Raw genomic sequence first — 25,954 nt, 5'->3', positions numbered from 1 at the left:
TATTGAATGCTTTTGGCCGCGGCGCGGAGGTGCTTCACGGCAGGCTTGCCTGCCGCGTGGAAGCCTTGTTCGCCGCGGCCTTGGTCAACCTGCGCGGCTGTGCCGCGCCACTTGTTGGGGGGATGCCGGGCGGGAAGGACGCGCGTAGCGCGGCCGGGGCGGAGCGCGCTTGAGCGCGCGTAGCGAGCCGGCGGGGGGCGCTTGCGCCCCCCAAGAGGCGGAGGCCTCTGCCGCGTTACTACTATGTTTTGTAAAAAAAGGAGGGTTAACAGCCGCGCGCGTGTTAGCGCTGTGGAAAACTCCTCAAACGCCTTGCGCGACAGGGCTTTGCGCGTTGCGCATGTCGCTGATGTACGAAATGGCCGTCGGCGTTATACGAGTCATTTGTCGCTGATATCCGAGGCTATCCATCGGCGATATACGAGCGCTTCAACAGCCTGTCCAGAGGCTTATCCACATTGTCGGCGATGTACGACCCTTGTCGGCGATGTACGAGCCTGTCGCATCTCCCCTCCTGTACCGCTCTCTCGTCCTAAATCCACCTCTTCCCCTTGTTTTTCGAGGCTTAGCGGGCAATCGGTGAGGCCCTCAAGTGTCGGCGATATACGAAATCGGCCGGAAAACGTCGGCGATATACGAGCCCAAAGGGCGCCTCAGAAGCGCTTGCTTCCGTTCCGTATTCAATCCTGCATGGGAATTAACAATTACATCGACTGATGAAACCAAAAACCCCGACAGTCAGGCTTGCGCGCTCTTGTCGTTTTTTGCATCATGGTTATAATACGGAAAAAAGGAGGTGGTTCGATGACCGCACTGAACGAAGCAAACCAGGAACGGGCCGTAGCTGCCGGCCCGCTTCCCTCGAGAGACCAGGCCGTGTCCGATGCAGCAGAGCCGAATGCGGCGAGCGAGCAACTCGCGGAGCTCGCCGCTCAACTTCATCAAACAGCCGATGCGGTTGAGCCGGCGGTGCGGATGGAGAAGGACCGCAAGCACCTGCAATTCATTGCAGGCTCGTCTGTCAAGCTGAACTTCATTCTCGCGACAGCGCTTCTGATCAGTGTCGTCGCGAATGGTGCGCTCGGTTGGCGTGCGTTCAACCCGGACCGCCAGTATTTCGCCTCCGACAACGGCCGCATCTTCCCGCTGATTCCGATGTCGCAGCCGTATCGCAAAGCGGCCGACGTGATCCAGTACGCGAAGGACACGATGAACCGTTCGTTCACGATGGACTTCCTCAACTGGCGTCAACAGCTCGAGGACATCCGCGGCAATTACACGCGCGACGGCTTCAAGTCGTTCATCGCATCGCTGCAAGCCTCGGGCGTCTTGGCGACCGTGCGCGATCGCCGCATGAACATGTCGATCACTGCCGGCACTGGCGTTCTCACAAAGGAGGGCGTCGAGAACGGCGTCTACGTGTGGTACGTCGAGATGCCGATCGAGGTCAAGCTGTCGGGGCAGACGTCTGAGCTTCCTGCGCAGCGCTTCCTCGCAACGGTTCGGATCGAGCGAGTTTCCACGCTCGACTCCATTGAAGGCATCGGCGTCGGCCAACTGGTGACGAAGCCGCTTTGAGGACTCGAACGATGAAACGACTCGCCCTTTTGCTCGTTGCACCGTTGGCGGCCAGCACACTCGCTCCGGCGATGGCTCAAAACGCGCAACAGCCTCAACCCCAACCGGCGCAGCAGCAAAGCGCGGCACCGGCCGCGCAAGGTGTCGCAGCGCCTGCACCGGCACCGCAGCAGCCGCAACAAGCGCAAGCCCCGCAGTGGGTCAATGCGGGCGCACCGGCCGGCGCATTTCCGCCGCCGCCTGGTCAAGCGCCGATGAGCTCGCAGCAGCAAATTCAGGCTGCGTTCCCGCAAACCAACTATGGAGCGGCGAATTATGCTGTGGCCGGACAAGCCCCGCAGGGCTACCCGCAGCAGTATCCGGCGGGAGCAGTACCTCAGAATGGCGTCGCGCCGATGCCCCCGCTCGCGCCTCCGAGCAATTACGAACGCGCCGAGCAGGTCGTTTCGCCCTTCAGCAACGGCGAGATCGTCAAGCTGCGTCAGCAGCTCGACGACTCGCGCAAGGCAAAGGCTTATCACCCTGTCAGGACCGTGCCCCGGATCAGCAGCATCTCGGTCGACCTCTCGCCCGGTGCCGCGCTCCCGATCGCGCGCGTGCTGCCCGGCGAGCAGACGACGCTGGTGTTCGTGGATTCGACGGGCGCGCCGTGGCCGCTCGCCGTTGCTCCGCGAGTTTCCGATGCCCGCTACTTCGATGTCGAATGGTTGCAAGGCACGCCGTCCGTCGTGATCTCGGCGTTATCGGCCTATGAAGACGGTAATGTGACCGTCTTCCTTCAGGGCATGGCGACGCCGGTCGTGGTCAAGCTCGCCACCGGCGAGCCCGATTCGAAAGAGAAGAGCCGCGTTGTCGACTATCGCCTCGATCTGCGTGTGCCCGGCCGTGGTCCGAACGCACAAGCCCCGTTCCTCGGAGCCGGTCGTATCGCGCTGTACGACGACACGATGCAGGGATTCCTCGACGGCATTCCGCCGAGTGGCGCGAAGCGCGTGACAGCGCATGGCGACGTACCGGCACGCACGCAGGTTTGGCAGTACGGCGACGCGATGTTCGTTCGCACGAACTACGACATTCAGACGGCATTCGATCAAAGCATGTCTGCCGCCGACGGCACGCGCGTTTATCGGTTGCCGCCGACCCCTTACGTCACGCTGTCCGAGATGGGCCGGTCCGTGACGCTCCAACTCGACATCAATTGAGAGGCAGAGCATGAGTACACAATCGGACGTCGGGCGCCAAAGCAAAATCGTCGCGATCGGGGTCATCGTGACGATCGCGGTTGTCGGCTATATCGCCGCGACCTACTTCGCCGACAGCTCGCGCAAGCAGTCGCAGATCAGCGCGGTGCAAACGCAAGGGCGCGGCACACCGACCAAAGAAAGCGAGCAGTATTCGCAGGTTCTCGACAAATACAACCGCACCAAGGCGACCGATGCCGAGCAGAACGGGCAGTCGTATCTGTCAGTGCTGTCGAGTCGCACGAACAACGTACCGGATCAGCCCGCGAGTGCGCCGCAGGCCCAGCCTCAAGCGCAGCAGGTCGTCTACTACCAGCAGCCGGCCCAGCAACAGAACCCGCAGCAGGACCAGCAGCGTCAGAAGGAAGTCAGTGACCAGATGCAGGGGTTGATGGCGAACTGGGCGCCGGTGCCGCATAGCACTGCGCGCGTTTCGACGGACAGCGCTGATTACGCGAAGTCGCTGATGCACGAGTCGGACACGCCGGCCCAGGTGCAACAGGCCGCCGCGGCGGCCGCAGCGAAAGTGAAGGTCGTCGAGGACTTCGCTCTTATCCCTGCCATGCTCCAGACGGCTATCGATACGGATGAGAATTCGGTCGTGCGGGCGTATATCCCGAACGGTCAGTACGCCGGTGCGGTGCTGTTCGCGATGGGCTACAAGCGAATCACCAACTCGGTCGACATGACGTTCTCGTACATGCAGTGGCAGGGCCACTCGTACAAGGTGACCGCGAAGGCTATGGATCAAACGACGATGCGCACGGCGTTGTCGGGCGACGTCAACAACCGTTACTTCTCGCGCATCATCATCCCTGCCATCGCGATGGGCATTGGGCGAACTGGTCAACTCTTTGAGCAGGCGGCCGCGCAGAACATCATCACGCCGCAAGGCGGTGTCATCCAGACCTATCCGTCGACGCCAAGCTGGAGCGCTGTCGGTGGAACGATTGCGGGCGGTATGGGCCAGCAAGCGGGGCAGGTGCTGGCCAACGACGCGGCGAACATGCCAGTGAAGCAGGTTCTTATCCCGAAGGACACGCCTATCTGGATTCAGTTCATCGGCCCGGTGCTCGCGAGCGACGACGTTGCCGCTGGTGCGACGGGACCGACCCAACCTCGCCAGCCGATGGCTCCCGGAACCGATCCGCTCAGCGCCGTGGGTCAGCCGGCATCGCAACCGCCCAAGCTGAACGTTTCTCCCGTGGCTCCGAGCGGCTACGGCGGCTACAGCAATACGCCGTACAACATGCCTGGGTACACGCCTCCGAGCTATTACCAGCCGCCGGGATCGGGCTACTATCCTCAGCAATAATTCCGTATAATAGACACGATACGAAAAGGTGCCCGATATGAGCGACCCGACAGGCAAGGATAAGCAGCCGGATTCCGGCGTAGACATTTTCAACATGAAGCCGGATGCGAAGAACGCGAGCGAATCCGGAAAAACGCAAGCCAGTGCAGCGCAGCCGAAGGCTTCCACGCTGCCGAGTTTCGTGTCGAAGCTCGGCCCGGTGCACTTCGCGATCGCCTGCGCTGTCGTCGCAGCGGCGTGGATCGGCTGGCCGTATGTATTCAGCGGATCGTCTTCGGACAAATCGACGACCGCGCGCATGCTCAACCCCGATCAGGCAATGACCGATGCAAGCCGGGCTCAACAGTATCAGCCGGTCGCGAATCAGCCCGCCACATCGCCGGCAGTCGCGGCCTCGAGCGTCACGGCTGCGACAGCAGCCCCGGCGAGCGACGTGACTGCGGTGGCTCCGGCAAGCGGTGCATCTGCGGCGACGGTAACCGCTGCGTCAGCGCCGGGTGGTGCGAGCGCGACCAGCACGCAAGCATCGCAACCGACAGCGAAGGAAACCGAGTTGCAGGCGAAGGTTGACGATCTGCAGGGCAAGCTCGCCACGGCCGAAGCGCAAGCGGCGAAGTGTCCTGCTCCGATCGCGACCGCGAGCACGAGCGTCAGCAAGCCGAAGCATCGGGTGCGTCACGTTTCGACCTCACCGCGTCGGTATGTAAGCACCACGCCGACGGCGACGACGCGTATTGGCGCCGGAACGACGAAACCGGGCGACTTCACGCTCAACACGGTCTACCGCGACCAGGCATGGATTCAGAATGCCGAGCGCACCTATGTCGTCCAAGCTGGCGATGTCATCGATGGCATGCGCATCGTTCGTGTCGATGCCTCGACGCGTCAGGTTGTGACGTCGCTCGGCACCATTCGATAGGAGCGCGACGCTATGGATCTGGCTCAGATGGTCGTCCACTTCGCCAGCGATTTTTCGGTGGCGATGTGGCGATTCCTTTGGGTGCTCGGCGTAGTGGTCGGCATCCTGTACGTCGGGAACTCGCTGTTGCGTATGCAGCGCGCGTCGCGACTGCCGGGCCAGTCTCCGGTCACGATCGGTGACATTCTGCCGATCATCCTGATCGGCGGCCTGCTGTTGAACCTGTCGCAGTTCATCAACGCGACGTGGAATTCGTTCGGCACCGGCTCAGTGAGCTACGGGCCGATTTCGTACAGTGGGGCGGCCGATTTCGGTCGCTTTGCGGACGCGATCAATGCAGTCCTAACGATCGCGAGTGTGGCGGGCGGCGTCTTCTTCTTTCGTGGCGTCGTCATTCTGAAAAAAGCATCGATGGACGGGCAGTCGTCACACGGTGCTGACGATTCTGTCTGGCGTGCCCTCACTCACATGGTGGGCGGGGCGATGCTGGTTCAGATCCCGGATGTTATCGAGGCGTTCCGGCAATCTTTCGGCCTCTACTGGTAGTTCCACCTTGATAGGAGAAGATGTATGAAAAAGGTAATGTTCAAGCCCATCGAGTGGCTCGGAGACCTCGGGCGTAAAGCGCACATTAGCGCGACGGCAAAGTGCGCGGACTATGTGGAATCGCGGACGCCGCGCGAGCGTCGCATCATGATGGCAAGCGCCGCGATGACCTTTACGGGTCTGTTCGTCGCGACTGCGGCACACGCTCAGGCCACCAATGGTATTGCCGGGATGGTCGACTCAGCCGCCCAACAGGGCGATTCAATCAAGACCAACCTCGGCAAGCTCTTCGCCGCCGTTGGGTTCGGCGGGGCAGGCTACGGCGGCTACAACTGGTGGCGCAAGGGTAAGGAAGGCGAGCATAGCCAGATCAAGGGCGGCCAGATTTTTGTTCCGATCTTGGCGGGTGCCGCTCTCGGCGCGACCGGCTTCGTGATGATCAAGGCCGGCGAAACGGTAGGTATCCAGAGCTCGTCGCAAGGCGCGCTGCCGCAGTAACCGCTCTCATACGGGGGAGGGCGGTCAACCGACCGCCTCTACTTAGCGATGACGACAGACCGAACCGATATTCACGACCCGGCCGACGTCGAGCTCGACAAGGTGCAGCCTAAGCCAAGCTTGGGCAGCAACTTCGAGAAGGCGGCGCACCCGGCTCTGCTCTTTTCGACGAAAAGCCGCGTTTGGGGCGACAAGCACCCGAGCGCGGTCGAGCCGACGGAACCCGAATTCGAGCAGCAGGATCTACGCCGCAAAACGCTCGTCGCCGACGGGCACCGTTGCATGTTCTGCGGCTTCTATTCGTCGCAGAACCAGGTTCACAACCTGAGCGACAACCATCGCGACGTGCGAGCAGAGAACCTGCGCGCCGCGGATCATCTGTGCCACGGCTGGAACCATCTCGGCGAACTCGGCGAAGGCAACGCCGTGATCGCCTATCTGCCGGGACTGAGTGGGCAAGATGCGAACCATCTCCAGCGCACGATCATCGTTGCGATGCAGTCGGACGATCCTGTCGTGCGGGAGGATGCGAAGAAGCTGCTGAACTGGATGGCTTCGCATCGCGACTACGCGAAGGACGCTTGGGGCACGAGTGACCCGGCTGTGTTCGCCGAGGCGATCGTTCGCCTCGAGGAGGAGGACCGGGAAAAGCGCGAGGTCGTCTTTCAAGACCTCGCCGTAGTTTTCAATCCTGGCCCGTACACGCAAGTCGCTGCGACGTGGGCGCGCGAATCTTACGGTACGTTGCCGGTCGGCAAGTGGGGCCAGGTGTATCACGACGTTATGAACGCGCCTGCATAAAAGGAACGAACATGGGCTTTCTGGACAAGGGTGTAACCGCGATCGAGGACACGCTCGCTTATCTCGCGCGTTACTGGATCGGCAAGGACTTCGCCGGATACTGCGAGCTGGCGACGGCCGTGGGCCTGACGGAAGAAGACATCAAGCGGCACCCGGGCCTGAAAGACCCGTACATCGTCGTCGACAACAAGCTCGCGCTGCTGACCGCGTTCGACGTGCAGGGCACGTATCAGATCCTGTCGGATCAAGACTTCGGGAAGATGATCGACAACCTGCGCGTGAAGATGAACGGCTATATGAAGCGCTACGGCCACTCGATCACGTTCGGTTTCGAGCGAGATCCCGATCGATCGCTTGACGAGCTGATGCGTCTTGCCGAGCCGCAGATCAATGCGGCTCGGCGTATCGGCCTGAAGTCGGAGGACATCATTCTGGACCGCGTGCGGCGTAATGCTCCGCTCGTCGCGTGGGAACAGAACCTGATGATCGTGTACACGCACATGAACGTCATGAGCCCCGAGGAGATGAAGCGGGAGCTCAAGGAACGGTCGGTGGATGCGCAGAAACACAATCTGCCGCGCATCGAATTCGGTCAGAATCCCGCGTCAGTGATAATGGCGATGAAATATCGTCACGACACGATGGTGGATCGCGTGCGTCATGACTTCGAGCGCAGCGGCTCGGAAGGGCGGCCGGGCATCATGCTCCGGCCGATCAGCGCGCACGAAGCGATCAAGCGCGTGCGGATCATGGTCAATCGCGAACGGACCTCGCAGAAGTTTCGGCCGGTGCTTCCCGGCGATCGCTTTATCCCGCGTGGCCGGGAAGACAAGCACGATCACTCGGACCTCTCGGCGCCGCCGGTCAACTATCAGGTTTGCACGAACGACGTGACGAACCATCGCGAGATCATCAAGACGGACGACCTCTGGCACGGCAACATGTCGATGGAGCTCGGGCCGCAGGAACCGCAGCCGTTTTCGTCGCTGTTCGCTTCGATCGACCGCGAAATCCCGTGGCGCGTTCGCGTCGATCTGAATCCCGGTGGCCTCAATGAGATGCGGGCTCGGCAAATGATGGTCGCGTTCGTGGGCATGCTGCCCAGCAACCGCCAGATCCGACAGTCGTTTATCGACCTGAACGAGCGATCGAAGGAAGACGCGATCTGCTCAATGAAATTCGCCGTGTCCACCTGGTCGCCTTCCGAGCGCGAAACGAAGCGCCGAATGGCAGCGCTCGAGAAGTCGATTCAGTCGTGGGGCATCTGCCAAGTGACGTCGGTACACGGCGATCCGCTGGCTGCGTGGGCGTCCACCATTCCGGGCTTTACGACGAAGAACATCGCGAACCGCATGGTGCCGCCGCTGCCCGATGCGCTGTATCTCTTGCCGTTGCAGCGGCCGGCGACGCCGTGGGGCGACGGCGGTTCGTTGATTGTTCGCACGCCCGACGGGAAAATCTATCCGATCCAGTTGGGCAGTCGCCTGCAGGACACGTGGATCGAGCTTATCAGTGCGCCTCCGGGCAGCGGTAAGTCGGTTCTCATGAACTCGATGAACAGCGCGACGGTTCACCGCGCCGGCAACGTTCGCCTGCCGTTGATGACCATTATCGATGTCGGCCCGTCTTCGTCCGGCCTTATCCAGTTGATCAAGGATTCGTTGCCGGAGCATCGCAAAAGCGAGGCTGTGTATCTTCGCCTGCAGAATTCGGTCGACTATGCGACCAATCCGTATGACACGCAGCTCGGCGCGCGCTCGCCGACGTCGCGCGAGACCGAATTCCTCGTCGATCTGATGACGCTGTTCTGTACCGATCCCGGCACCAAGAAAGCGCCTGCGGGTTGCTCGCAGGTGAACGAGATGCTGCTACGGATTGCCTACGAGGATCGTGCGACGAAGAACCCGCACATGTACGAGCCGCATATCGACCGGACGGTCGACGATGTGCTCGAGTCGTCGGGCCTGAAGGAACAGTATTCGGAAGAGTGGTGGTCGGTCGCGAAGTGGTGGGAAGTGACCGATATGCTGTTCAAGGCTGGCTACGTGCGCGAGGCTTCGCTCGCGCAGCGCCAAGCCGTTCCTGTGCTGCAGGATTTCAGCGCATATCTGAACGACGAGTCGATCCGCGACCTGTTCGGCGACGCTAGGGTCGAAGGCACTAACGAGCCGCTGCTCAAGTACATGTACCGTTGCTTCTCGGTGGCGACGTCGAACTACGCGCTTTTCGCCGGCCGCACGCGCTTCGAGCTGAACAGCGAGACGCGCGTCATTTCGATCGACCTGAACGACGTGATTGGCGGGAAAACGCCCGAGGGCATGCTTCGTACCGCCGCCATGTACATGTTCGCGCGGCAGATGGCAGCAAAGAACTATTTCCTCCGCGAGGAAGTGGTTTTGCCCGTGATCCCCGAGATGTATCAGGACTATCACCTGAAGCGGGTAGCGGACGTTCAAGACGAGCAGAAGACCATCGCTTACGACGAAGTGCATAACACTGGCGGTCAGCAGGCGTTCGTGCAGACGATGATCAAGGACGGGCGAGAAGGGCGTAAGTGGGGTATCCGTATCGTCAACGCCTCGCAGTACCTCGCCGACTATCCGGAAGAGCTGCTCAACGCGGCGACGGCAGTCTATGTGATGCGCGGCGGCAACGCGGCCGACGAGTCGATTCTGCGCACGCTCTACAACGTTTCCGAAGAAGCGATCCGACGGCTGCAACGCGAAGCCGTCGGTCCGGGCCCCGAAGGCGGCAACTTCCTCGCGCTGTTTAAGACGAAGGTCGGTTTCGTCGTGCAGCTCCTTACCAACACCGTGGGTCCGATCGAGCTGTGGGCGTTCTCGACGACGCAGGAAGACGTCGCGCTGCGCAACCGGCTTTACAAACGAATCGGGCCTTACGAAGCGCGCAAGCTGCTCGCTGAGCACTTCCCGCTGGGGACCGCGTTGGAGACGATTGAGCACATGCGCACCGAATCGTCGGAGAAAGAGGACGTGTCCGTCGTCGAGCGACTGGCGGGCAAGCTGGTCGAGGCGTACACGCGCAACATCAGGAAGCAACGGGAGTTGGCCGTATGAAGAAGAACATCGTAATGAAGCCGCTCGCCGCTGCGGCGCTGGTTGGCGGTCTGGTGGCGTCGACGCCGGCGTTCGCGATCTGCGACGGCTGCGTGGTGGGCGCAGTGAACATCGCCAACACGACCATCACGGGCGCGATCTCCGCAATGAACACGTCGGTGAGCACGCTGCTGTACAACCTGGGCGTGGCCGTGAATGAGAACGGCAGCAAGACGGCGAGCACGATCGAAGCCGCCGCGCGGGCGCAGCGCGAGAACGACGTCAACATGGAGATGAATCGCCGAGTCGAGGACGCGCGCCAACGCTATCAAGTGCCCGACAATATCTGCAGCGAGTCCGGCTCGGGCGGTGCTGTCCAGGTCGGTGCGGCCGCCGGCGCGGCGAAGGGTGGTATCCGGCCGGGTGGTGGTGGGTCGATCGCGAATGCCGCGATCGCGCAGGCGATCAACTCTCCACCGCCGGCACCGGAAATCGACGCGTCGCGCGCGGCGAAAATCCACGCTCAGTATTGCGACAGCGACGACTACTCGGCCTATGGTGGCGCTCCCGCGTGCCCGTCGGTGTCCGGCAACATGCCCGGCGCCGACAAGCGCATCGACTCCGTGCTGAGCGGCGCTGGTCCGAACGGAAAGGCACCGGAACTCACGTTCTCGCAGGCGCAGACCGATGCCGCGCGTATGTACACGCAGAACTCGATTCGTCGGTCGATCGGGCCGCAACTGCGCAAGGGTGAAGCGAACACGGTCGCGGGCGGTCAATACGTGGGCCTGATGAACCAGTACAACTCCGTCATCTCCGCAGCCTCCGATCCGCAAGATCAACTCATTGCCGACAGCCAGCCGAACTCGGCGACGAAGGATCTGCTGACCGATGCGCTGCAAGCGCCGTCGGCGGCGTCGTATTACAACCAGGTGGCGTCGTCGCAAGCGAAGGCAACCGGCATGATGTCCGCGCGCGAGTTTGAAGCCTTCGAAGTCGGCCGACGGTATGCGAACACGGCGTACCAGACGGATCTGCAGGCCATGAGCGGCGATAACCTGGTGCGCGAGCAAATTCGCGTCTCGTCGCTCAATAACTGGCTGCTGCTCAAGGTCGAAAACGAGATGCGCAAGGGCAACGTCATCAATGGTCAGATTCTCGCGAGCCTAGCGCGTCAGGAATACGAGCCGATCCTGACGCAGAAGTACCGGGCGATTGGCGGCCGTATGGGAGGTCAGTGATGGCTACGGAAGAGAAGAAGAGCGCGTTGCGCACGACGGGCAAGGTCGCATGGCGCGTACTGTTGCCGTTCGCGGCGATGCGGCGGACCGTCGCGCTCGCGAAAAAGGAAGCCGAACGGACGAAGGAAAGCCTCGGCGCCCTGAAGGAGCTGGGCGACGACGCGCGCAAGACGATCGTCGAAGGCATCAAGGGGCCGAAGGAGCAGCGCAACGACTCGTTCTCGGATGCGATGAGCAAGCGCTCTGAGAATGCGCTCAGCGAAGACGAGTTGTACCGCTATTTTCTCGGCAAGAAGCGCGTCGCGATCGGCACCGCAGCGTTCTTCGCATTGATGGCCCTCTACGGCATGCTGGGCGGGATCTGGTTCGGTCATAACCGCGGCATCGCACTCGGGGCAATTTCGCTGCTCGCGAGCCAGCCCGTGTTCTTCATGGTTGCGCTGGGCGCGCAACTCCGGTTGTGGCAGTTGCGGACGCACCGGCTCTCAAAAGAGGAGAGGGGCGGCCTCGGTGATTTCATGCGCGAAGTGAAGGGATGGTGGTGGGTCACGCTCGATCCCGAGTTCAGCCGCAAGGGAGGGTCGCGCGCATGAAGACCTCCCGCATTTTCGCCGGCCTCATGGCCGGCATAGCGGCCCTGCTGTCACTGCCAGCACTGGCGCAAACTACGTCGATCGGCGAGATCACGCAGGCCGCTCAACGCTCGGGCGACAAGTCCCGTGAAGCTCTGGTATCGATCTACGGCAACGTCGTCAACAACCCGCTCGCTACGGGCGGCGCCGGCGGCAGCGATACGATTCTGGCCGGAATTTTCCAAGTCGCAAACGGGGCGCTGCTCGTCGTCGGCGCGTTCTTCGCGTGCTACGTGATGTTCAAGAAGGTGTCGCAGACGGCCCATGATGGTGCCGTGTTCGACCGCGAGAAGCACACGATGTGGGGGCCGATTCGGATCGTGTGGGGTCTTGCCTCGCTCGTGCCGACCGCGAACGGCTGGTCGCTCTCGCAGTTGCTGATGCTGTGGGGTGCTTCGCTGATGGGCGTCGGGATCGCCAACCTCGGCGTCGACGCGTCGGTGTCGGCCTTCGAGAACGGCCAGTCGATGGTTGTGCAGCCGGTGATGCCGAGCACGATCAACCTCGCGCATAGCGTGTTCGAGTCGAACCTGTGCATGCACGCGATCAATGCCGGCTTGGCGCAGGCCGAGTCGAGCGGCGCGCTGGTGACTCAGGACGGCTACATCCAGCAGTCGCCGACCAACTCGGGTTTCGTGTTGAAGAACTCGAGCTTTGTCTGCGGTGGTGCCGACATCAACAACGATCTCCAGCCGCAGTCGCAGTCGACTAACTGGTTTAGCGGTACGATCGACACGTCGGATATTCGCCAAGCGCACCTGCAGGCGCTGCAAGCGATGCAATCGAGCCTGACGTCATCCGCGCAGGGTTTCGTCAACGCTGTGATCCAGAAACAGAATGGCGGAGGCGGAGCGCTACCCGACGCGGAGATTGCGATCCAGTCGGCGGCTCAGCAGTACGAAAACACCATCAGCAGCATGGCTGCGACGAAGCAGGGCAACATTGCTCAACTGGCTAGCCAGTTGAGCACGTCGATCAAGGAAGGCGGGTGGTGGACGCTGGGCGCGTGGTATCAGACGTTCGCTCAGGCCAACACGAAGCTCTCCGACGCGGTAGCGGCAAAGGCTTCTGTGTACGGCATGTCGTCGGAAGGCGATCCGGCCATGCTGACGGTCTACCAGAGCTCGATGGCGGCGTACAAGGCGCAGCAAGCGACGTCGACGTACACGCCGACGCTGGGCACGTCGAGCACGGGTGACTATTCGAAGGGCGCGGCCGGCTCGGACGCGAACAAGATCATCGGCAGCTTCTTCAACGCGCCTGGTCAGCGGATCGTCAACTACATGATCGACATCAACGCCGGCGGGGAAGGGCGCGGGCAAGTCAATCCGCTCATTAAGATGAAGAATCTCGGCGACTACACGATGGCGGCCGCGGAGACGGGGCTGGGCGCCTACGTGACCGCAAAGGCGATCGCGCAGGTCAAAGAAGGGTGGAGCGTCGCCGGCATGTTTGCGAAGGTGGCTAACGCCGTGTCGTCGATCGGTGACGCCTTGCAAGGTGTGCTTGACGCGATGTCGCCGTTCATCGTGATGGCGATCATTGCGCTGTTCATCCTTGGCGGCACCTTGTCGACCTATCTGCCGATGGTTCCGTTCATCATCTGGTTCGGGGCGGCCGTGAACTGGCTCGTCGTGGTGGGCGAGGCGATCATTGCCGCTCCGCTGTGGGCGATCACGCACTTAGGCGGTGAGGGCGATGGCCTCGGTCATCGCACCGCACACGGTTACATCTTCCTGTTGAACGTGATGGTGCGTCCGATCTTGATGGTGATCGGGTTCTTCCTCGGCGGTGCCGGCGTCATCGCGGGCGGCACGCTGTTAAATCTGCTGTACGGCATCGCGGTGGCCAATGCGCAGTTCGACTCCGTGACAGGTCTGTTCAGCATCATCTTTTTCCTCGCGATCTACGCGTCGATGTGCCTGAACCTCGTGCATAGCTGCTTCAACCTAATCTTCATCGTGCCGGACCAGGTGATCAATTGGGTGGGTGGCCACGCCTCGGCGACGGTGGGACGCGACGACAACGACCGCATGCGCAACGCGCTCAACGTCTTCTCGAACAAGCTCGAGCACATGATGCCGGGCGGTCGTGGGGGCGGTGGTCGAGGACCGGGCGCCGGTGGCAACAAGCCGGGCGACGGCATCAAGGCGTGATGTGAATGGGGGCTGGCTCGCAGGAGTCGGCCCCTTATCAATAGTGCTGGCCCTTGTCAATAGCTCATGCTAGAATGACCTTGTAGAAATTCCGTATGCAAGACGTGATACAAAATCGCGGCATACTAAGGAGGACCAAAATGAACATCATCTGGTATGTGCTCCGCCCGTTCTACCTGCTTGGCCTGGTGCTGGCTGTGCCGCTTTTCTTCATCGTGGCCAACCATGCCGGCAAGGATCTCGAGGTGTCGGTGCCGCTGCTGGTTGGCTGCCTCGGCTATTTCGTGCTCGGCTACCTGCTGCTGAAGACGTTGCCGAATTTCCTGCGCGGCCGCGTGCTCGCCCGCGTCGCCAATTTCAAGGCGAAGGGCTTCGCGCCGCAGTGGGAGGTCGTGTCGGTGATCTACAACCGCTACGTCGGCTTCGATCCGAAGACGCGCAAAGCGCTCTACGTCGATGTCAACGACGGCACCGAGACGCTCGTGGACTTCGACAACGTGAACGCATGGGAGCTGGACGTCGAGAAGAACAAACCGGCGCTGCTGAAGCTGCTGACGCGTGTGCCCGCGTTGCCGGTTGTGGGTGTGCGTATCGACCGTCGGAAAGCCGACGAGTGCAAGGCGAACCTCGTCACGATTTTCGGCTGAGAGCAGGCCGTATAGGCAAACCTGTGGGCATGTGTTGCTGTGAGGCGACCATGCCCATTTTTGCATGGAGACTGATGGATGACTTTGAAAGCTGGTGCGATGCTGTTGGCCGTTGGCCTTGTACTCGCCGGGTGCGATGGCAAGAAAGATTCGGTGCAGGCCAGCGCGGGGCAGACCAATGCGTCGCCCGCGTCGCTGCTGAACAGTCCGAAGCTGCCTGATCCAGCGCCGGCGCCGGCCGCCGCGCAGGTGCCGACGCTACCGAAGCCGGACCGCAGCGTGCCGGTGGCGAGCTATGTCGATCTGAACGGTGAACCGGCAGGCATGGCCCTGACGTATATCGTTTCGGCGAAGACGCAGGGTGCAGTGAGCGATGAAGACAAGCTCAACCGCCTGTCGCCCTCGTACTACAACGAGACCGACGCCTTCAAGAAGAAGGATCTCGCCGCGACCGAGTTGCCGCGCATCAATGCCGCAATGGACGAATACCGGAAGCACGACTACTACGCGCTGCCGGTGTCCGGGTATTCGCAGAAGCCGCTGGGTCTGACGAACGTCACTGTGAGCCAGTACGACTTCAACACGAAGAGTTTCCCGCTGACGAGCTACGGCCAGTATTGCTGGGCAGGGATTCTGCGGAATCAGCAAGGCACGACGCTGCGAATTTTGCCGTCGGATTTCCCGTGCAGCTTGCCCGTCTCCGATGAGGCGCAGGCGAAACTCATTGAGGCGGCACGCGTTCAGAACGCGCTCGCTCTGCAGGGCACGCTGTATCTGTACGTGCCGCGCGCGGAGAACGGCACGGCGCTCGCCGTCGTCTCGCGTGCGCACCTCGAGCTGGTGAATGCGCAGACCAAGGCGCCGCTGGCCAGCTTCGATCTTTAACACGCAGGGGACACGGCGATGAAGGCACGCTCGGGCGGCAAGGCAGTGCGAAATATCGGTTTGGGCCTGCTGTGGCTGCTTCTGGCGGCCGCGGCGGTGGTTGTGTCCACGCAGACCGGCATCGCGCGCTACTTCGTCGTCGCGACAGGCAACGCCGTGTGCGTCGACACGAACCCGGACGGCGGGATCTCGAACGACACCTGCAGGTGAGGGAGATGGCCATGCCGGCACTGATGAGTCGCGAACCGTGGTGGGAAAAGCCTCCGCAACCAGGTCAATCCGAGCTTGAATGCGTGTGGGGTTGGCTTGAGCTGTACGACGATGGGACGTTCCGCTTCGATGCCTCCTCGAGGCCGAGCGATCGAGATATCCAGCAGCGGAAAGGGTGTCGATTGCCGGATTAGTGTACGCAATTACGTATGTATGTATTTGCGTTTGATTTGTGGGCATGGCAGACGGTCAAGGGGACGCCCGGAAGCCGCAGCGGAGCGCAGAGCTGGCCGCAGGCCAGGTCGAGCACCGAACGGGTGAGGACGGCAGCGCAGCGGCCCTTGACGGGCTGGCGTACCGGTGTAGACGCTCCAGGCAAGGGTGTGGGGGTTGGGGCTTACCCCCGCACCCTTGACGACAGAGGGCGACTCGCTCCTTCCCGCAGAGCGGGAAGGCGGGGGATGGGTGGGGATTTCGTGTAATTGAACAGCAAGGGCCATCGATGAATACGAAGGAAACCGATCAAACTTTGGAGCAACTGAGGAGCATCGCCAGATCTCTGGAAACGCTCTCCGCACTGCAGCTTTTGAAGACGTTCTATTCGGCGGAAGAACGTCAGAGTCTCATCGCGCGGCACCGACAACTCTACGATGAAGATGCGGCCGCATTTGCTGAACTTCGAGGCTCGCAAGATGCGCTGCCAGATCGAGGCTTGGGCTACGACGCCCGAGTCGAGAAACATGGCGAGGAAGTCGTCACCCAGCAAAACGCTCCGATGAATACGGCGCTCGAAAAACGCCGCGAGACGTTGAAAGCTATCGACCGATTCGAAGCCGAGCATCCGCTCATCAAGCAGTTGTCCGGATATGCACCAAAGATCGTTCGAGCGGCGGCTAAAACCTGAAATTTCCTGCAAAATCAACAACTTACAAAAATACCGATAATCTTTATTATGTAAAATTGCGTCTATCGGCGCGGGGAATTCGATAGCGCGAGCTAATGGAGAGCCTGATGAACCAGTTGCTGCTCAACCAGACGATCGTCTTCCTGAACCGACTTTCCCGCCTCGGGAAAATCGGTGTCGTCTTCGTGCTTGCCCTTGCTGTCGTGAGCAGCATCGTGCTGCACACGAAGGGTCTCAGCATGGATGACAGCATCGCGCAGTGGACGACGAAGCCGCTCATCGCATCGGCCGCGATTGCCGTCATCGCCGAGCTGGTGAGCTCTATGCTTCGCGTGCAACTACGACAGGTCGCGACTCGGGGGGTGAAGCGATGAATAGCGTGCTGACGCTTTCGCTCGAGCAATGCCAAGAGCTGCTGCAGGACATCCACGAAAAGCGACGGCATCGCCTGACGGGCAGCGAGTACAAGGCAATCATCCAAGCGGTCGACAATCATCGCGTCGATCGCGACGTGGCGCAGCTCGCGCGCCAGGTGGCCGCGCAACTCGCACAACACGAAGGGCCAGGCAGCAAGCCGCCCTTCGAAGATCCGACCATGAACCGTGTGTTCATGGTCGAGTGCCAGCCCGTTACGCCGGCCGATAGCGATCCGCGAATGCAGGAACACGTCGTCGTCGGCAAGACCGTCTTCCGATCGCGCGAGTACGACCACGTTGCGCGCGCGAACGTGCCGAACGATCGCGGCGATCCAGGGCGCGAAGTCACGGCCAAGCGCCTCGACATCCAGCACGAGGGTGATGGTGTCGTCGACCGCTACAACGTGTATCAGGTCATGGCGAAGACCCACACGACCTACGGCAGCGGTATTCCGTCGGCGCCGAAGGATGGCGACAAGGTGCTTAAGGGCACTTACGGCAGCTTCCAGGCAGCATGCGACGCGATCGACGCGCAGCTCGGTGTGACGCCGCGTTCGCGGCTGGCCAACGAACAGATGCAGCGCCTGCAGGAGACTCGCGCGCGGCGCAGCAGCGCACCGCGGCCGGCGTGAAGGCGACGGCGATATACGAAAAAGGCCGGGGATTTCCCGGCCTTTTCTCTTGGTGCCTCGCGCGTGGATCTGCCCTACTCCTTGTCGTCGACGTCGGGGAACAGGATCTCGAAGTTCGGCACCGGGATGACGCGGCCGTCCTTCAGACACGCCGCGGCCGCGACCAGGTGCTCGCTCGCGGCACGCTGCGGGTGCGGCTTCCACGCGAGACTGTCCAGCGCCTCCTTGGCCTCTTCGGCGAAGACGGTGGCCACCTCCTCGGGAATGATCTGGTTCTCGCGGATGTGGGAGTTCACGAGGGCGATCAGTTCCGTGCGAAACGCCGTAGTGCGTTGTTCCTTGCTCATGGTGGTTCCTTACTGGTCAGTGGTGAACGACAGGCGTAGCTGGTCGCCGGCGGCCGGGCGCAGGCGCTCCTGCGCGGCCGTCATCCAGCGGCTCATTTCCGCAGAACGATGCGCGATGCTGTTGGACGCGCCGCGTTTGCGCGCCGTCATGCGCGCGCCGAAGTCGTAGGCCATCGAGTCGGCCGACGCGACGAAGTCGAACATCTTCAACTCCGACAGCGCACTCCCCTTCACGCCGAACATGTGCAAGCGCGACCCGGCCGGCAGATGCCCCTCGAGCGCCGCGAGGATCGCGAACAAGCCATGTGTCGGGTGGTGCAGGCTGCGTCGGCATACAGATCCGATGCCGATCAGCGCCGGCGGTGCATACCACGGCCGCCAACGCTCCCACACCTGCAGGAGCAGATCGAGGCTGCGCAGGTAATCGCTGGCCGACCAGCCCTGAATGACGGGCACGGGCGGCTGTAGGAGGTTCATCACGACGCGCTGGCTGCACGTCTTCGCGAGCTCGGCCTGCCAGTGATGGACAACGCGCAACGTACCTTCGAGGAGCGTTGCCGTCGCGTCGACGCGGTAGTCGATCTCGTCCTGATTCCGTGCAATTTCGGGTTCGCAGCAAAGGTCCGGCTGCGCCCACCAGGCCGCGCCGATCGACGTCGCGAACTCGATGTACTGCGCGTAAGTCCACGGGAAGATGCCGGCAATGCCCTGCTGCTGCCCCTTGCTCTGCCAGAGCTTCATCGCGGTGAAGCCTGCGCTGTCGACGGCAAAGTCGAGCTCCTCGATGTCGCTGGCCTGCGGGAAGTGAAAGCGACGAGTGGCCGGATTCCAGAACGCGTTAGCGCTCACCATTACCGGATAGTCGTTGTTGAAAGCGTGGAAGGCGAGCTTCCCGCCTCGATGCGGCAGGCCGACGCGCATCACGAGGCCCGGCTCCGGCCTCGCGTTGCGCTGGTCGACCGGCATGTTGCGGATGGACATGCCGGCCTCCCCTACTCAGTGACGCGTTGCAGGCCCGCAGACAGGCTGCGGACGGCTGCGGCGAGATCGCCCTTCTCCCACGAGTCGAGAACGGCTTGTGCGGCTTCTACGAGGCCGCCAAGCGCCTCGGCGTGCTTCACGGCAAGGCAGAACAGTGCGGCGCATGCCTCGCTCTCTGCGTCGCCGTGCGGGCCGAACGGTGCGACCAAGCTGGTGTCGTGGAACACGGCGACGTGCTTGCCGTCGTTGCCGTCGTAGGTCTGCCCGCTCAGCGTGCCCGTGATCGAGCCTTCCCAAATGCCGATGCCGACCTGGGCGTCGATCTTGCTGGCCAGCGTGCGCATCGCGGCCGCTGCGTCGGCCGCCGTCATCGCACGGATCTTCACGCAATCGAGGAGGTTGCTCATGCCGGCACCTCCTCGAGCACTTCGGCACGTTGACGGGTGACGATGACGACCGGCACCGGCAGGACGTGCTCGTCGAGGATCAGCAGCGCCTTGCGCTGAGAGAACTCGCGGGAGGCGAGCCCCTTCTTCGCGTAAAGCGATTGAATGGACGACTGGACGGATTGCACCGTGCGATCGTTGCACGGAACCAGCAGGCTTTCGCCGTAGCCGAGCTCGGCGAGGGCCATGCCCTTCTGCACCGGAAACTTGATGTGCATGGTTGCTCCTAGACGTGGGTGTTGCAGGAACCGATCGCATCGGTAGCCGCCAATGCGATCAGTGAAGTTTTTGTCTGGTTAGCACCAGACGACGCGGCCGTAATCGACCGTGCGGCGGTAGTAGTTGCGACCGTTCCACGGCGTGTACGTGTACTCCATGTACGCGCAACTTAGGACTACGATCCAATGATGCAGTGTGAACAGACTCGCGCTCATGCCAATGCTCCTAGACGGGACGGTGAACGACGTAGCCGGGGACTGGTAGCCGCCAGTGGTTCCGGCCGGGATGCGGTGAGGCGTGGCCGTCACTGCATGAAGATATTATAGCCCGCTTACGTACTTACGTAAATACGCAATTGCACAATTACGTAAATATTTGGTGGGTGTTGAGGCATGTCAGGCGGTCAAGGGGGCGCCCGGAAGCCGCAGCGGAGCGCAGAGCTGGCCGCAGGCCAGGTCGAGCACCGAACGGGTGAGGACGGCAGCGCAGCGGCCCTTGACGGGCTGGCGTGCCGGGATAGACGCTCCAGTCGAGGGTGTGGGGGTGGTTTCATCTCCCCCGCACCCTTGACGACAGAGGGCGACTCGCTCCTTCCCGCAGGGCGGGAAGGCGGGGGATGGGTGGGTGCCCTGCCCGCCTGCTTGCAGGCAAGAAAAAACCGCCGCGATCGCGGCGGCTGTGACACAAGATGTTGTGGTTAGGAGCAGCTGGTCGGACACAACATCTTGTGCCTGCCCGTCATGCGCGCATGCGGAACCGGTCCTGCTGCTGGCCGGCATTGCCGTCGGTGGTCCGCGACTGCGGCTGCCACTGCGACACGTAGTTGTCGTCGGCCTGCATCAGCTTCAGCTCGGTCATGACGTCGCGCACGTCTTGGCGCAACGCCTCGAGGCGCGCCTGCTGCGGAAACGGCTTGCCCTGCTCCGCGACGGCCTTCGCGTGTTCACGACGCTCTTTCTCGCGCGTCTCCTCGGCCTCCTGTCGCCAGTCCTCGAACCGCGCCACGAAGTTGTCGAGCCGATGGACGAAACCCGTGATGCTGAATTTCTCCTCGGCGCGGTAGCTCAGGTTCTCGGGCTCGTAAGTGTCGGAACCGGTCAGCGTGAACTGGATTTCGTCGCGACTGGCGTAGACCTTGATGTCGAACCCGCGATAGCGGCCGACTGGCATCTCGGTGGGTCGGTCAAGAATGCCGACCGCCCGTCGTTCGACGGCCTTCTTCATCGCGTACATGACCTCGCCCAGCAGCGTCTCCCGATCCTTCTCACCATAGACGCGGCTCTTGGTCTCGAATCGGAACTGCTCGGTCGTTGCTGCATCGCGGATCTCGATCTCGCGGTTCCAGCGCGCGATAGCGCGATCAGCACGCTTGTCGGCATCGGCCAGCCAACCGACGCGGCTTTCGAGACTGTGCTGATTGCGCTTGTAGTTCGAGAACAGTGCCTCGACCTTCTTCAGATCGGCACTGAGCTGCACCTGCAAGAAGATCAGCGGATTGCCCGTCGCGGCGGCCTTCATCTCGGCCGCATTGGCGGCTTCGCTCGCAACGTCTTCGATCACGCGCTGGAGACTGTCGCCCTTACGGAACTGTTCGATGCCGGCGGCCTTGTATTCGATCGTCTGCCACATGCGGCTGTCGTAGGTCTGCTTAGTCGCATAGCGCAGAATCTCGACCTCGAAGCCGTCTGGGTCCTCTTCGTAAAAGAGGTTGCCCTGCCTCAGAATGCGGCCCTCACGCTGCTCCAGATCGCTCGGCCGCCACGGCGCGTCGAGATGGTGCTCGGCGACGAGTCGCCGCTGAACGTTCGTGCCGGCGCCCATCTTCGCAGTCGAGCCGAGCATGATGCGCGAGTGGCCGCGGTTCATGTCGTCGAACAGCTTCGCCTTCTGCAGATCCGTCGTCGCCTCGTGGATGAAGCGGATCTCATGCTCGGGCACGCCGCGCGCGATCAGCTTCGCCTTGATGTCATCGTAGACGGAAAAGTCCGCGTTGCTGGCCAGCAACTCGTCCATCGAGATGGCGGGCGCTTCGTCGTCGCCCTCGTCATCGCCGTCCGCCGGCGCGATCGGCGCGGCTTTCTTTGACAGTTTTGGCGTCGACAGATCGCAGAACACGAGTTGCGTGCCCTTCCGGTCCTTCCACGCCTCCCATATGCGATAGATGTTGTCGATCGCCGTGTTGATCTTGCTGCCGGCGTCGTCGGCCGCGTGCGGACTGATGAGGCGGAAGTCGAGGCCGGCCTTGCGTGCATCGTTCGTGATCTTGAGCGGGTTGTCGACGCGCGGGTCCTTGGGCAGGTTCTCCATCCGGTGAATGATCGAGCCACTGTTCCAGTTCTTCAGCGGCATGCCGTCGCCGCGCAGGACCGCCTCGCCCTTGTCGTCGAGCACGGGTGTCTGCACGCCCATGAACAGCGCTTGCGCCTCCGATCGCTCGACGATGATGTTCTGCGGCCGCCCGCCCTTGATCTTCGGAACCGGGAAGCGGGTGCCACGTTCTGCGGCCTGGCGGTCGAGATCCGACTTCGTGATAACGTCGGCGAACGTGCGGTACAGCGAGATGAGCTCGGGAACGTTCTGGAACTTCGAGAACCGGCTGTTCAGACGGTAATTAACGCCTGTGGCATCAAGCTCCCAGCCCGTGACCACCTGCCCGAAGGTGGAGGCCCATGCATCGAAGTGGACGATGCCGCGCGCCTTGAGCTCGTCGTACTGAAGGTAGCGCTGCATGGTGTAAAGCTCGGCGATCGTGTTGCTGATCGGTGTGCCAGTCGCGAAGAAGATGCCGCGGCCGTCGTTGCGCTGCTGCAGGTAACGGGCCTTCACGAACAAGTCGAATGCCTTCTCCGATCCTGCGAGATTGCCAAGTCCGGACACGCGGCTGAGCGTCGTCGTGATGAAGAGGTTCTTGAACTCGTGCGCTTCGTCAACAAAGAGTGAGTCGACGCCGAGGTCGGCGAAGCTAACCGCCTGGTCTTTCGCGCCGGTGTCGGCTTTGCGCTCGAGGCGCTCGGTCATGCGCTCCTTCGCCTTTTCCATCTCCTTGATCGTGATCCGGTCGCCCTGCTCAGCCTTGATCTGCGTGATGGCGTCGCTCAGGTCCTCGATCTGTTCCTCGAGCAGCTCGCGCAGCGTATCCTCGGGCATGCCGATCTTCTTGAACGAGCTGTGAGCGACGATCACGGCGTCCCAATCGCCGGTTGCGATGCGACCGAACAGGCGCTCGCGATTCTCCTTCTTGAAGTCGCTTTTTTCGGCGACGAGAATGTTCGCGTTGGGATATAGCGAGTAGAAAGCGTCCTTCCATTGCAGCAGCAGATGGTTCGGAACGACGAGCATGGGCTTCGACATCAGGCCCATGCGCTTGCTCTCCATGATGGTGCCGACGCACACGAGCGTCTTGCCGGCGCCGACGACGTGATCGAACAACGCGGTCCCGTCCTGAATGCCGCGCCAGATAGCGTCTTTCTGGTGCGGCCGCAGCGTGATGTCGAGCGACGCGCCGGGAAGGTCCAGGTGCGATCCGTCGTACTTCGCCGGAATGTTCGTGTTGAAGCGATCGTTGTAGATTCGGGCGAGCGTCTCGCGGCGATCCTTGTCCTCCCACACCCAATCGAGGAACGCCTGCCGGATCTCGTCGGCCTTCTGGTTGGCGGCCGCCGTCTGTGCGTCATCAACGCGGTATATCTTGTTCCCGTTCGCGTCCTTGCCGGCCTCGACCTTGACCTGGATCGGCCGGTTCGTCAGGATCGACTCCATGAGCTCGTTGGCGGGATATGCCTCGGTGCCCCATGTGACGCGTGCCGTGGTGCGATCACCGTGCTCGATGTCGACGAGCCACTTGCCCAGCGTTTCCTGATACGTGATGCGGCGGCGCACGTCGCCGAGCAAGTGGCCGACAAACTGACCGATCACCTGGTCGGGTACCCACGTCGAGCCGAGCTGGATGGAGATATCGACCGGCTCGATGTCGGCGGGCTGAACGGCGCGCAGTGCGTCGACGTTCTCGATGTAGCGCGGATTCTGCCCGGCGGCCGTTTCGGCCGTGCGCAGCTTCGCTTTCACATTGCCGGTCAGATACTGGTCCGCCGTCTCCCAGCGATCGCGCTCGGGATTCAGGTAGATAAGCCCTTTGAGATCGCGAATCAACTCGTCCTCGGGCTTGCCCGTTAGGCGCATCATGCGCGCGAGGTCGATGCGGCCGCTCTCGTTCATGGACACCACAAGCGCGTCCTTCGCCGTCTCGACGTGCGTGACTTCCTTACGTGGACTCATGACGCGCTTCGAGAAGATCGCCGCCTTGTTCGCGCTCGGCCGGCGCGGCTCCACGCCGTGCTTCTTCGCTGTCTCGGGCGAGATGCCCTTGTCGTAGTCGCTTTCGAGTGCGTGCAGCAGCGGATACTCGGGATCTTCCGACATGGCGAGGCGGTTCGCCTGCGAGCTGACGTGCCCGAACTTGCGCACGAATTCGTCATAGACGCGATTGAGCGTCGTGCGCTTCGAGGTCAGTGCGAAGTCGGTGACGTGCTCAGACTGCTCGGCCAGCATGAGGTCGCGCAGCGCCTCGCGCACTTGCACCATGCCTTTAATGCGTGCGCCGGCGCGCTCGTTCTTCGGTTCGACGTAGGCATAGTCGTGCTCGTCGAGGATGTCCGGCAGGCGTCGTGCGAGGCGTCCGTTCGGCGCGGTGAAGAACGAGCCGATCTTGAGCGTGTCGGGCAGCGTGAGCGCCGGCTTCTCCTCGCGTTCGTCGACCGCAGCAGCGACATCGGTCGCTGGTCGATATACGTCAGCAGGCAGCGCCTGCAGGCGCTTCTCGATCGAGTCGGCGAGATCGACGCCGGCCTCCGGCAACAGGTCCGCCGTGTCGCGGTGCATCTTGCTGGTGATGGCCATGCGACCGGCCATCTGCTCGGGATGGTCGACGAAATAGCGGTTGAGCGTGATCGCCTCGCCAGTCTCGTGGTCTCGTATTTCGCCGACATCCACCCAGCGGCGATCGGGAGTATCGCCGGCGGCCGCCTTCTGAAAAAAGATGATGTCGGTCGTAACTTCGGTGAGCGCGTTGCGCTTAAATGCGGTGTTCGGCAGACGGATCGCGCCGAGGAAGTGGGCGCGATCGGCGATGTGCACGCGCGCCGCGGTGTTGGCCGCGTCGAGGAAGTAGCGGCTGACGACGACGGCCATCACCCCGCCCTCGCGGAGCTTGTCGATCGACTTCGCGAGAAAATAGTTGTGGATCGAGAAGCCGCCCAACTCACGATGGTGCGGATCGTAGAGCGATTGAGTGCCGAATGGCGGATTGCCGACGCAGGCGTCGAAGTGACCGGCGGGAATCACAACGTCCTGCAGGCCACGGTTGATATGCGTCGCGCTCGGATAGAGATGACGCGCGATCTCGGCGGTCAGCGGGTCGAGCTCGATCGCGGTGAAATGGCTCGCGGTTCGCATCGGCGCCGGCATGAGGCCGACGAAGTTGCCGATGCCGGCCGACGGCTCGAAGACCCGGCCACCGTCGAAGCCGATACGTTGGAGGCCCTTGTAGATGCCGTCGATGACGATCTGCGACGTGTAGTGCGCGTCCTGCGTGGAACGGCGTGCACGGTCGTATTCGTCTTTCGGGAGGAGCGCGGCGAGCTCGAGGTACTGGTCCTGCCAGTCCTGGTTGCGATGGTCGAACGCCTGCGGGAGACCGCCCCAACCAACGTAGCGCACGAGGATCGCCTGTTCGTCGGGCGTCGCGGCGCGAGCCTGTTCGCGGAGCTGCATGAGCAGCTTCAAGGCAGCGATGTTGTCGCGATATTTGGCCTTGGCTCCGCCCTCGCCGAGCTGATCCGCTGCGGTGATCGTGTAATCGACCGGCGTTACAGCTCGGTGTTGATCTCGTTGCTGGCCAGAATCTCGTGTTCCGTCAGTCCGTTCTGCTTCTGGTCGATCGACCGGCTCAAGACCTGGTGCTCGATCGTCTGCTGCTCGAGCAGTCTGCCCAGCAGAATTACCTCGCCCTGCGCTTCCAGCGAGCGCAGTTTCTCCGGGCTGTTGAACGCCCAGCGGTCGAGGATTTTCCAGCCCTGCAGGTGATACGAGGGCGAACGCCGGACGGCTTGGATCGTCGTCGGCTTGAGGATTTTGGCCGCGATCGTCAGCGGCTGAGTTTGTCCGATAAGCATGCTGTGCTCCTTCATCTTCGTCGACATCGATCTGTGCCTGAAGGCTGTCGATGATGTCGGCGGTCTCGTTGAATTCGAAATCGAATGAAAACTGATTGAGATCGTCGGCCGGCT

At 62.2% G+C, this 25,954-nt stretch carries 24 protein-coding genes; 17 read left to right on the top strand and 7 right to left on the bottom strand.

The window, feature by feature from the left end; translation table 11 throughout:
• Positions 1-744: 744 nt before the first annotated feature.
• The 17 genes from P5W98_RS35800 (at position 745) to P5W98_RS35720 (ending at position 17,677) form a co-directional block, all read left to right on the top strand.
• On the top strand, positions 745-1,578 hold the full coding sequence (locus P5W98_RS35800) for a DotI/IcmL/TraM family protein (RefSeq protein WP_244221231.1): 834 nt from the start codon (positions 745-747) through the stop codon (positions 1,576-1,578).
• Between the two features lie 11 nt (positions 1,579-1,589).
• Complete coding sequence (locus P5W98_RS35795; RefSeq protein ID WP_007183098.1) at positions 1,590-2,780, top strand: DotH/IcmK family type IV secretion protein; 1,191 nt, start codon at positions 1,590-1,592, stop codon at positions 2,778-2,780.
• A 10-nt stretch (positions 2,781-2,790) separates the two neighbouring features.
• Positions 2,791-4,134 (top strand): conjugal transfer protein TraO, encoded by a 1,344-nt coding sequence (gene traO, locus P5W98_RS35790; protein WP_007183099.1) that lies wholly within the window; start codon positions 2,791-2,793, stop codon positions 4,132-4,134.
• Positions 4,135-4,171: 37 nt separating this feature from the next.
• Entirely contained in the window at positions 4,172-5,053 is an 882-nt protein-coding gene (locus tag P5W98_RS35785) for a hypothetical protein (RefSeq protein WP_028229511.1), read from the top strand.
• Between the two features lie 12 nt (positions 5,054-5,065).
• Entirely contained in the window at positions 5,066-5,599 is a 534-nt protein-coding gene (gene traQ, locus P5W98_RS35780) for a conjugal transfer protein TraQ (RefSeq protein ID WP_007183101.1), read from the top strand.
• 36 nt (positions 5,600-5,635) lie between these two features.
• A complete protein-coding gene (locus tag P5W98_RS35775; RefSeq protein ID WP_244144669.1) occupies positions 5,636-6,097 on the top strand; it encodes a DUF6750 family protein in 462 nt (153 codons plus the stop codon).
• A gap of 48 nt (positions 6,098-6,145) precedes the next feature.
• On the top strand, positions 6,146-6,898 hold the full coding sequence (locus P5W98_RS35770) for a hypothetical protein (protein ID WP_007183103.1): 753 nt from the start codon (positions 6,146-6,148) through the stop codon (positions 6,896-6,898).
• Positions 6,899-6,909: 11 nt separating this feature from the next.
• On the top strand, positions 6,910-9,975 hold the full coding sequence (locus tag P5W98_RS35765; protein WP_007183104.1) for a hypothetical protein: 3,066 nt from the start codon (positions 6,910-6,912) through the stop codon (positions 9,973-9,975).
• Positions 9,972-11,195, top strand: a complete 1,224-nt coding sequence (gene traW, locus P5W98_RS35760) for a conjugal transfer protein TraW (protein ID WP_007183105.1) — start codon at positions 9,972-9,974, stop codon at positions 11,193-11,195. Before P5W98_RS35765 ends, traW begins: the two co-directional genes overlap by 4 nt.
• Entirely contained in the window at positions 11,195-11,788 is a 594-nt protein-coding gene (locus tag P5W98_RS35755) for a hypothetical protein (protein WP_090839127.1), read from the top strand. The genes traW and P5W98_RS35755 overlap by 1 nt, the downstream gene beginning before the upstream one ends.
• On the top strand, positions 11,785-13,983 hold the full coding sequence (locus tag P5W98_RS35750; protein WP_007183107.1) for a DotA/TraY family protein: 2,199 nt from the start codon (positions 11,785-11,787) through the stop codon (positions 13,981-13,983). The genes P5W98_RS35755 and P5W98_RS35750 overlap by 4 nt, the downstream gene beginning before the upstream one ends.
• Before the next feature lie 140 nt (positions 13,984-14,123).
• Positions 14,124-14,630, top strand: a complete 507-nt coding sequence (locus P5W98_RS35745; protein WP_007183108.1) for a hypothetical protein — start codon at positions 14,124-14,126, stop codon at positions 14,628-14,630.
• Positions 14,631-14,708: 78 nt separating this feature from the next.
• Positions 14,709-15,515 (top strand): hypothetical protein, encoded by an 807-nt coding sequence (locus tag P5W98_RS35740; RefSeq protein ID WP_090839125.1) that lies wholly within the window; start codon positions 14,709-14,711, stop codon positions 15,513-15,515.
• Positions 15,516-15,533: 18 nt separating this feature from the next.
• Positions 15,534-15,725, top strand: a complete 192-nt coding sequence (locus P5W98_RS35735) for a hypothetical protein (RefSeq protein ID WP_090839123.1) — start codon at positions 15,534-15,536, stop codon at positions 15,723-15,725.
• A 502-nt stretch (positions 15,726-16,227) separates the two neighbouring features.
• Positions 16,228-16,629, top strand: a complete 402-nt coding sequence (locus P5W98_RS35730) for a hypothetical protein (RefSeq protein WP_028229513.1) — start codon at positions 16,228-16,230, stop codon at positions 16,627-16,629.
• Between the two features lie 107 nt (positions 16,630-16,736).
• Complete coding sequence (locus P5W98_RS35725) at positions 16,737-17,003, top strand: hypothetical protein (RefSeq protein ID WP_007182996.1); 267 nt, start codon at positions 16,737-16,739, stop codon at positions 17,001-17,003.
• The gene (locus P5W98_RS35720) at positions 17,000-17,677 is read left to right on the top strand and encodes a hypothetical protein (RefSeq protein WP_090839294.1); all 678 of its coding nucleotides are present in this window, start codon (positions 17,000-17,002) and stop codon (positions 17,675-17,677) included. Before P5W98_RS35725 ends, P5W98_RS35720 begins: the two co-directional genes overlap by 4 nt.
• 74 nt (positions 17,678-17,751) lie before the next feature.
• On the opposite strand, the gene P5W98_RS35715 is transcribed toward P5W98_RS35720, so the two are convergent.
• The 7 genes from P5W98_RS35715 to P5W98_RS35685 all read right to left on the bottom strand — a co-directional run bounded on the left by P5W98_RS35715 (position 17,752) and on the right by P5W98_RS35685 (position 25,840).
• Positions 17,752-18,024, bottom strand: a complete 273-nt coding sequence (locus P5W98_RS35715) for a hypothetical protein (protein ID WP_090839293.1) — start codon at positions 18,022-18,024, stop codon at positions 17,752-17,754.
• A gap of 9 nt (positions 18,025-18,033) precedes the next feature.
• On the bottom strand, positions 18,034-19,005 hold the full coding sequence (locus P5W98_RS35710; protein ID WP_090839291.1) for a DUF7221 family queuine tRNA-ribosyltransferase-like protein: 972 nt from the start codon (positions 19,003-19,005) through the stop codon (positions 18,034-18,036).
• Positions 19,006-19,016: 11 nt separating this feature from the next.
• A complete protein-coding gene (locus P5W98_RS35705) occupies positions 19,017-19,412 on the bottom strand; it encodes a hypothetical protein (protein ID WP_090839289.1) in 396 nt (131 codons plus the stop codon).
• On the bottom strand, positions 19,409-19,669 hold the full coding sequence (locus P5W98_RS35700) for a hypothetical protein (RefSeq protein ID WP_008344351.1): 261 nt from the start codon (positions 19,667-19,669) through the stop codon (positions 19,409-19,411). Before P5W98_RS35700 ends, P5W98_RS35705 begins: the two co-directional genes overlap by 4 nt.
• Positions 19,670-19,747: 78 nt before the next feature.
• Positions 19,748-19,885 carry a hypothetical protein gene (locus tag P5W98_RS35695; protein ID WP_007183045.1) on the bottom strand — a complete coding sequence of 46 codons (138 nt, stop codon included), beginning with the start codon at positions 19,883-19,885 and terminating at the stop codon, positions 19,748-19,750.
• Positions 19,886-20,408: 523 nt separating this feature from the next.
• Positions 20,409-25,439 (bottom strand): DEAD/DEAH box helicase family protein, encoded by a 5,031-nt coding sequence (locus P5W98_RS35690; protein WP_244144671.1) that lies wholly within the window; start codon positions 25,437-25,439, stop codon positions 20,409-20,411.
• Between the two features lie 95 nt (positions 25,440-25,534).
• Complete coding sequence (locus tag P5W98_RS35685; protein WP_244212348.1) at positions 25,535-25,840, bottom strand: hypothetical protein; 306 nt, start codon at positions 25,838-25,840, stop codon at positions 25,535-25,537.
• Between the last annotated feature and the right edge of the window lie 114 nt (positions 25,841-25,954).

Source organism: Paraburkholderia sp. A1BS-2L, from assembly GCF_051125205.1.
GTDB lineage: Bacteria > Pseudomonadota > Gammaproteobacteria > Burkholderiales > Burkholderiaceae > Paraburkholderia.
This window is presented reverse-complemented; position numbering and strand designations above follow the sequence as displayed.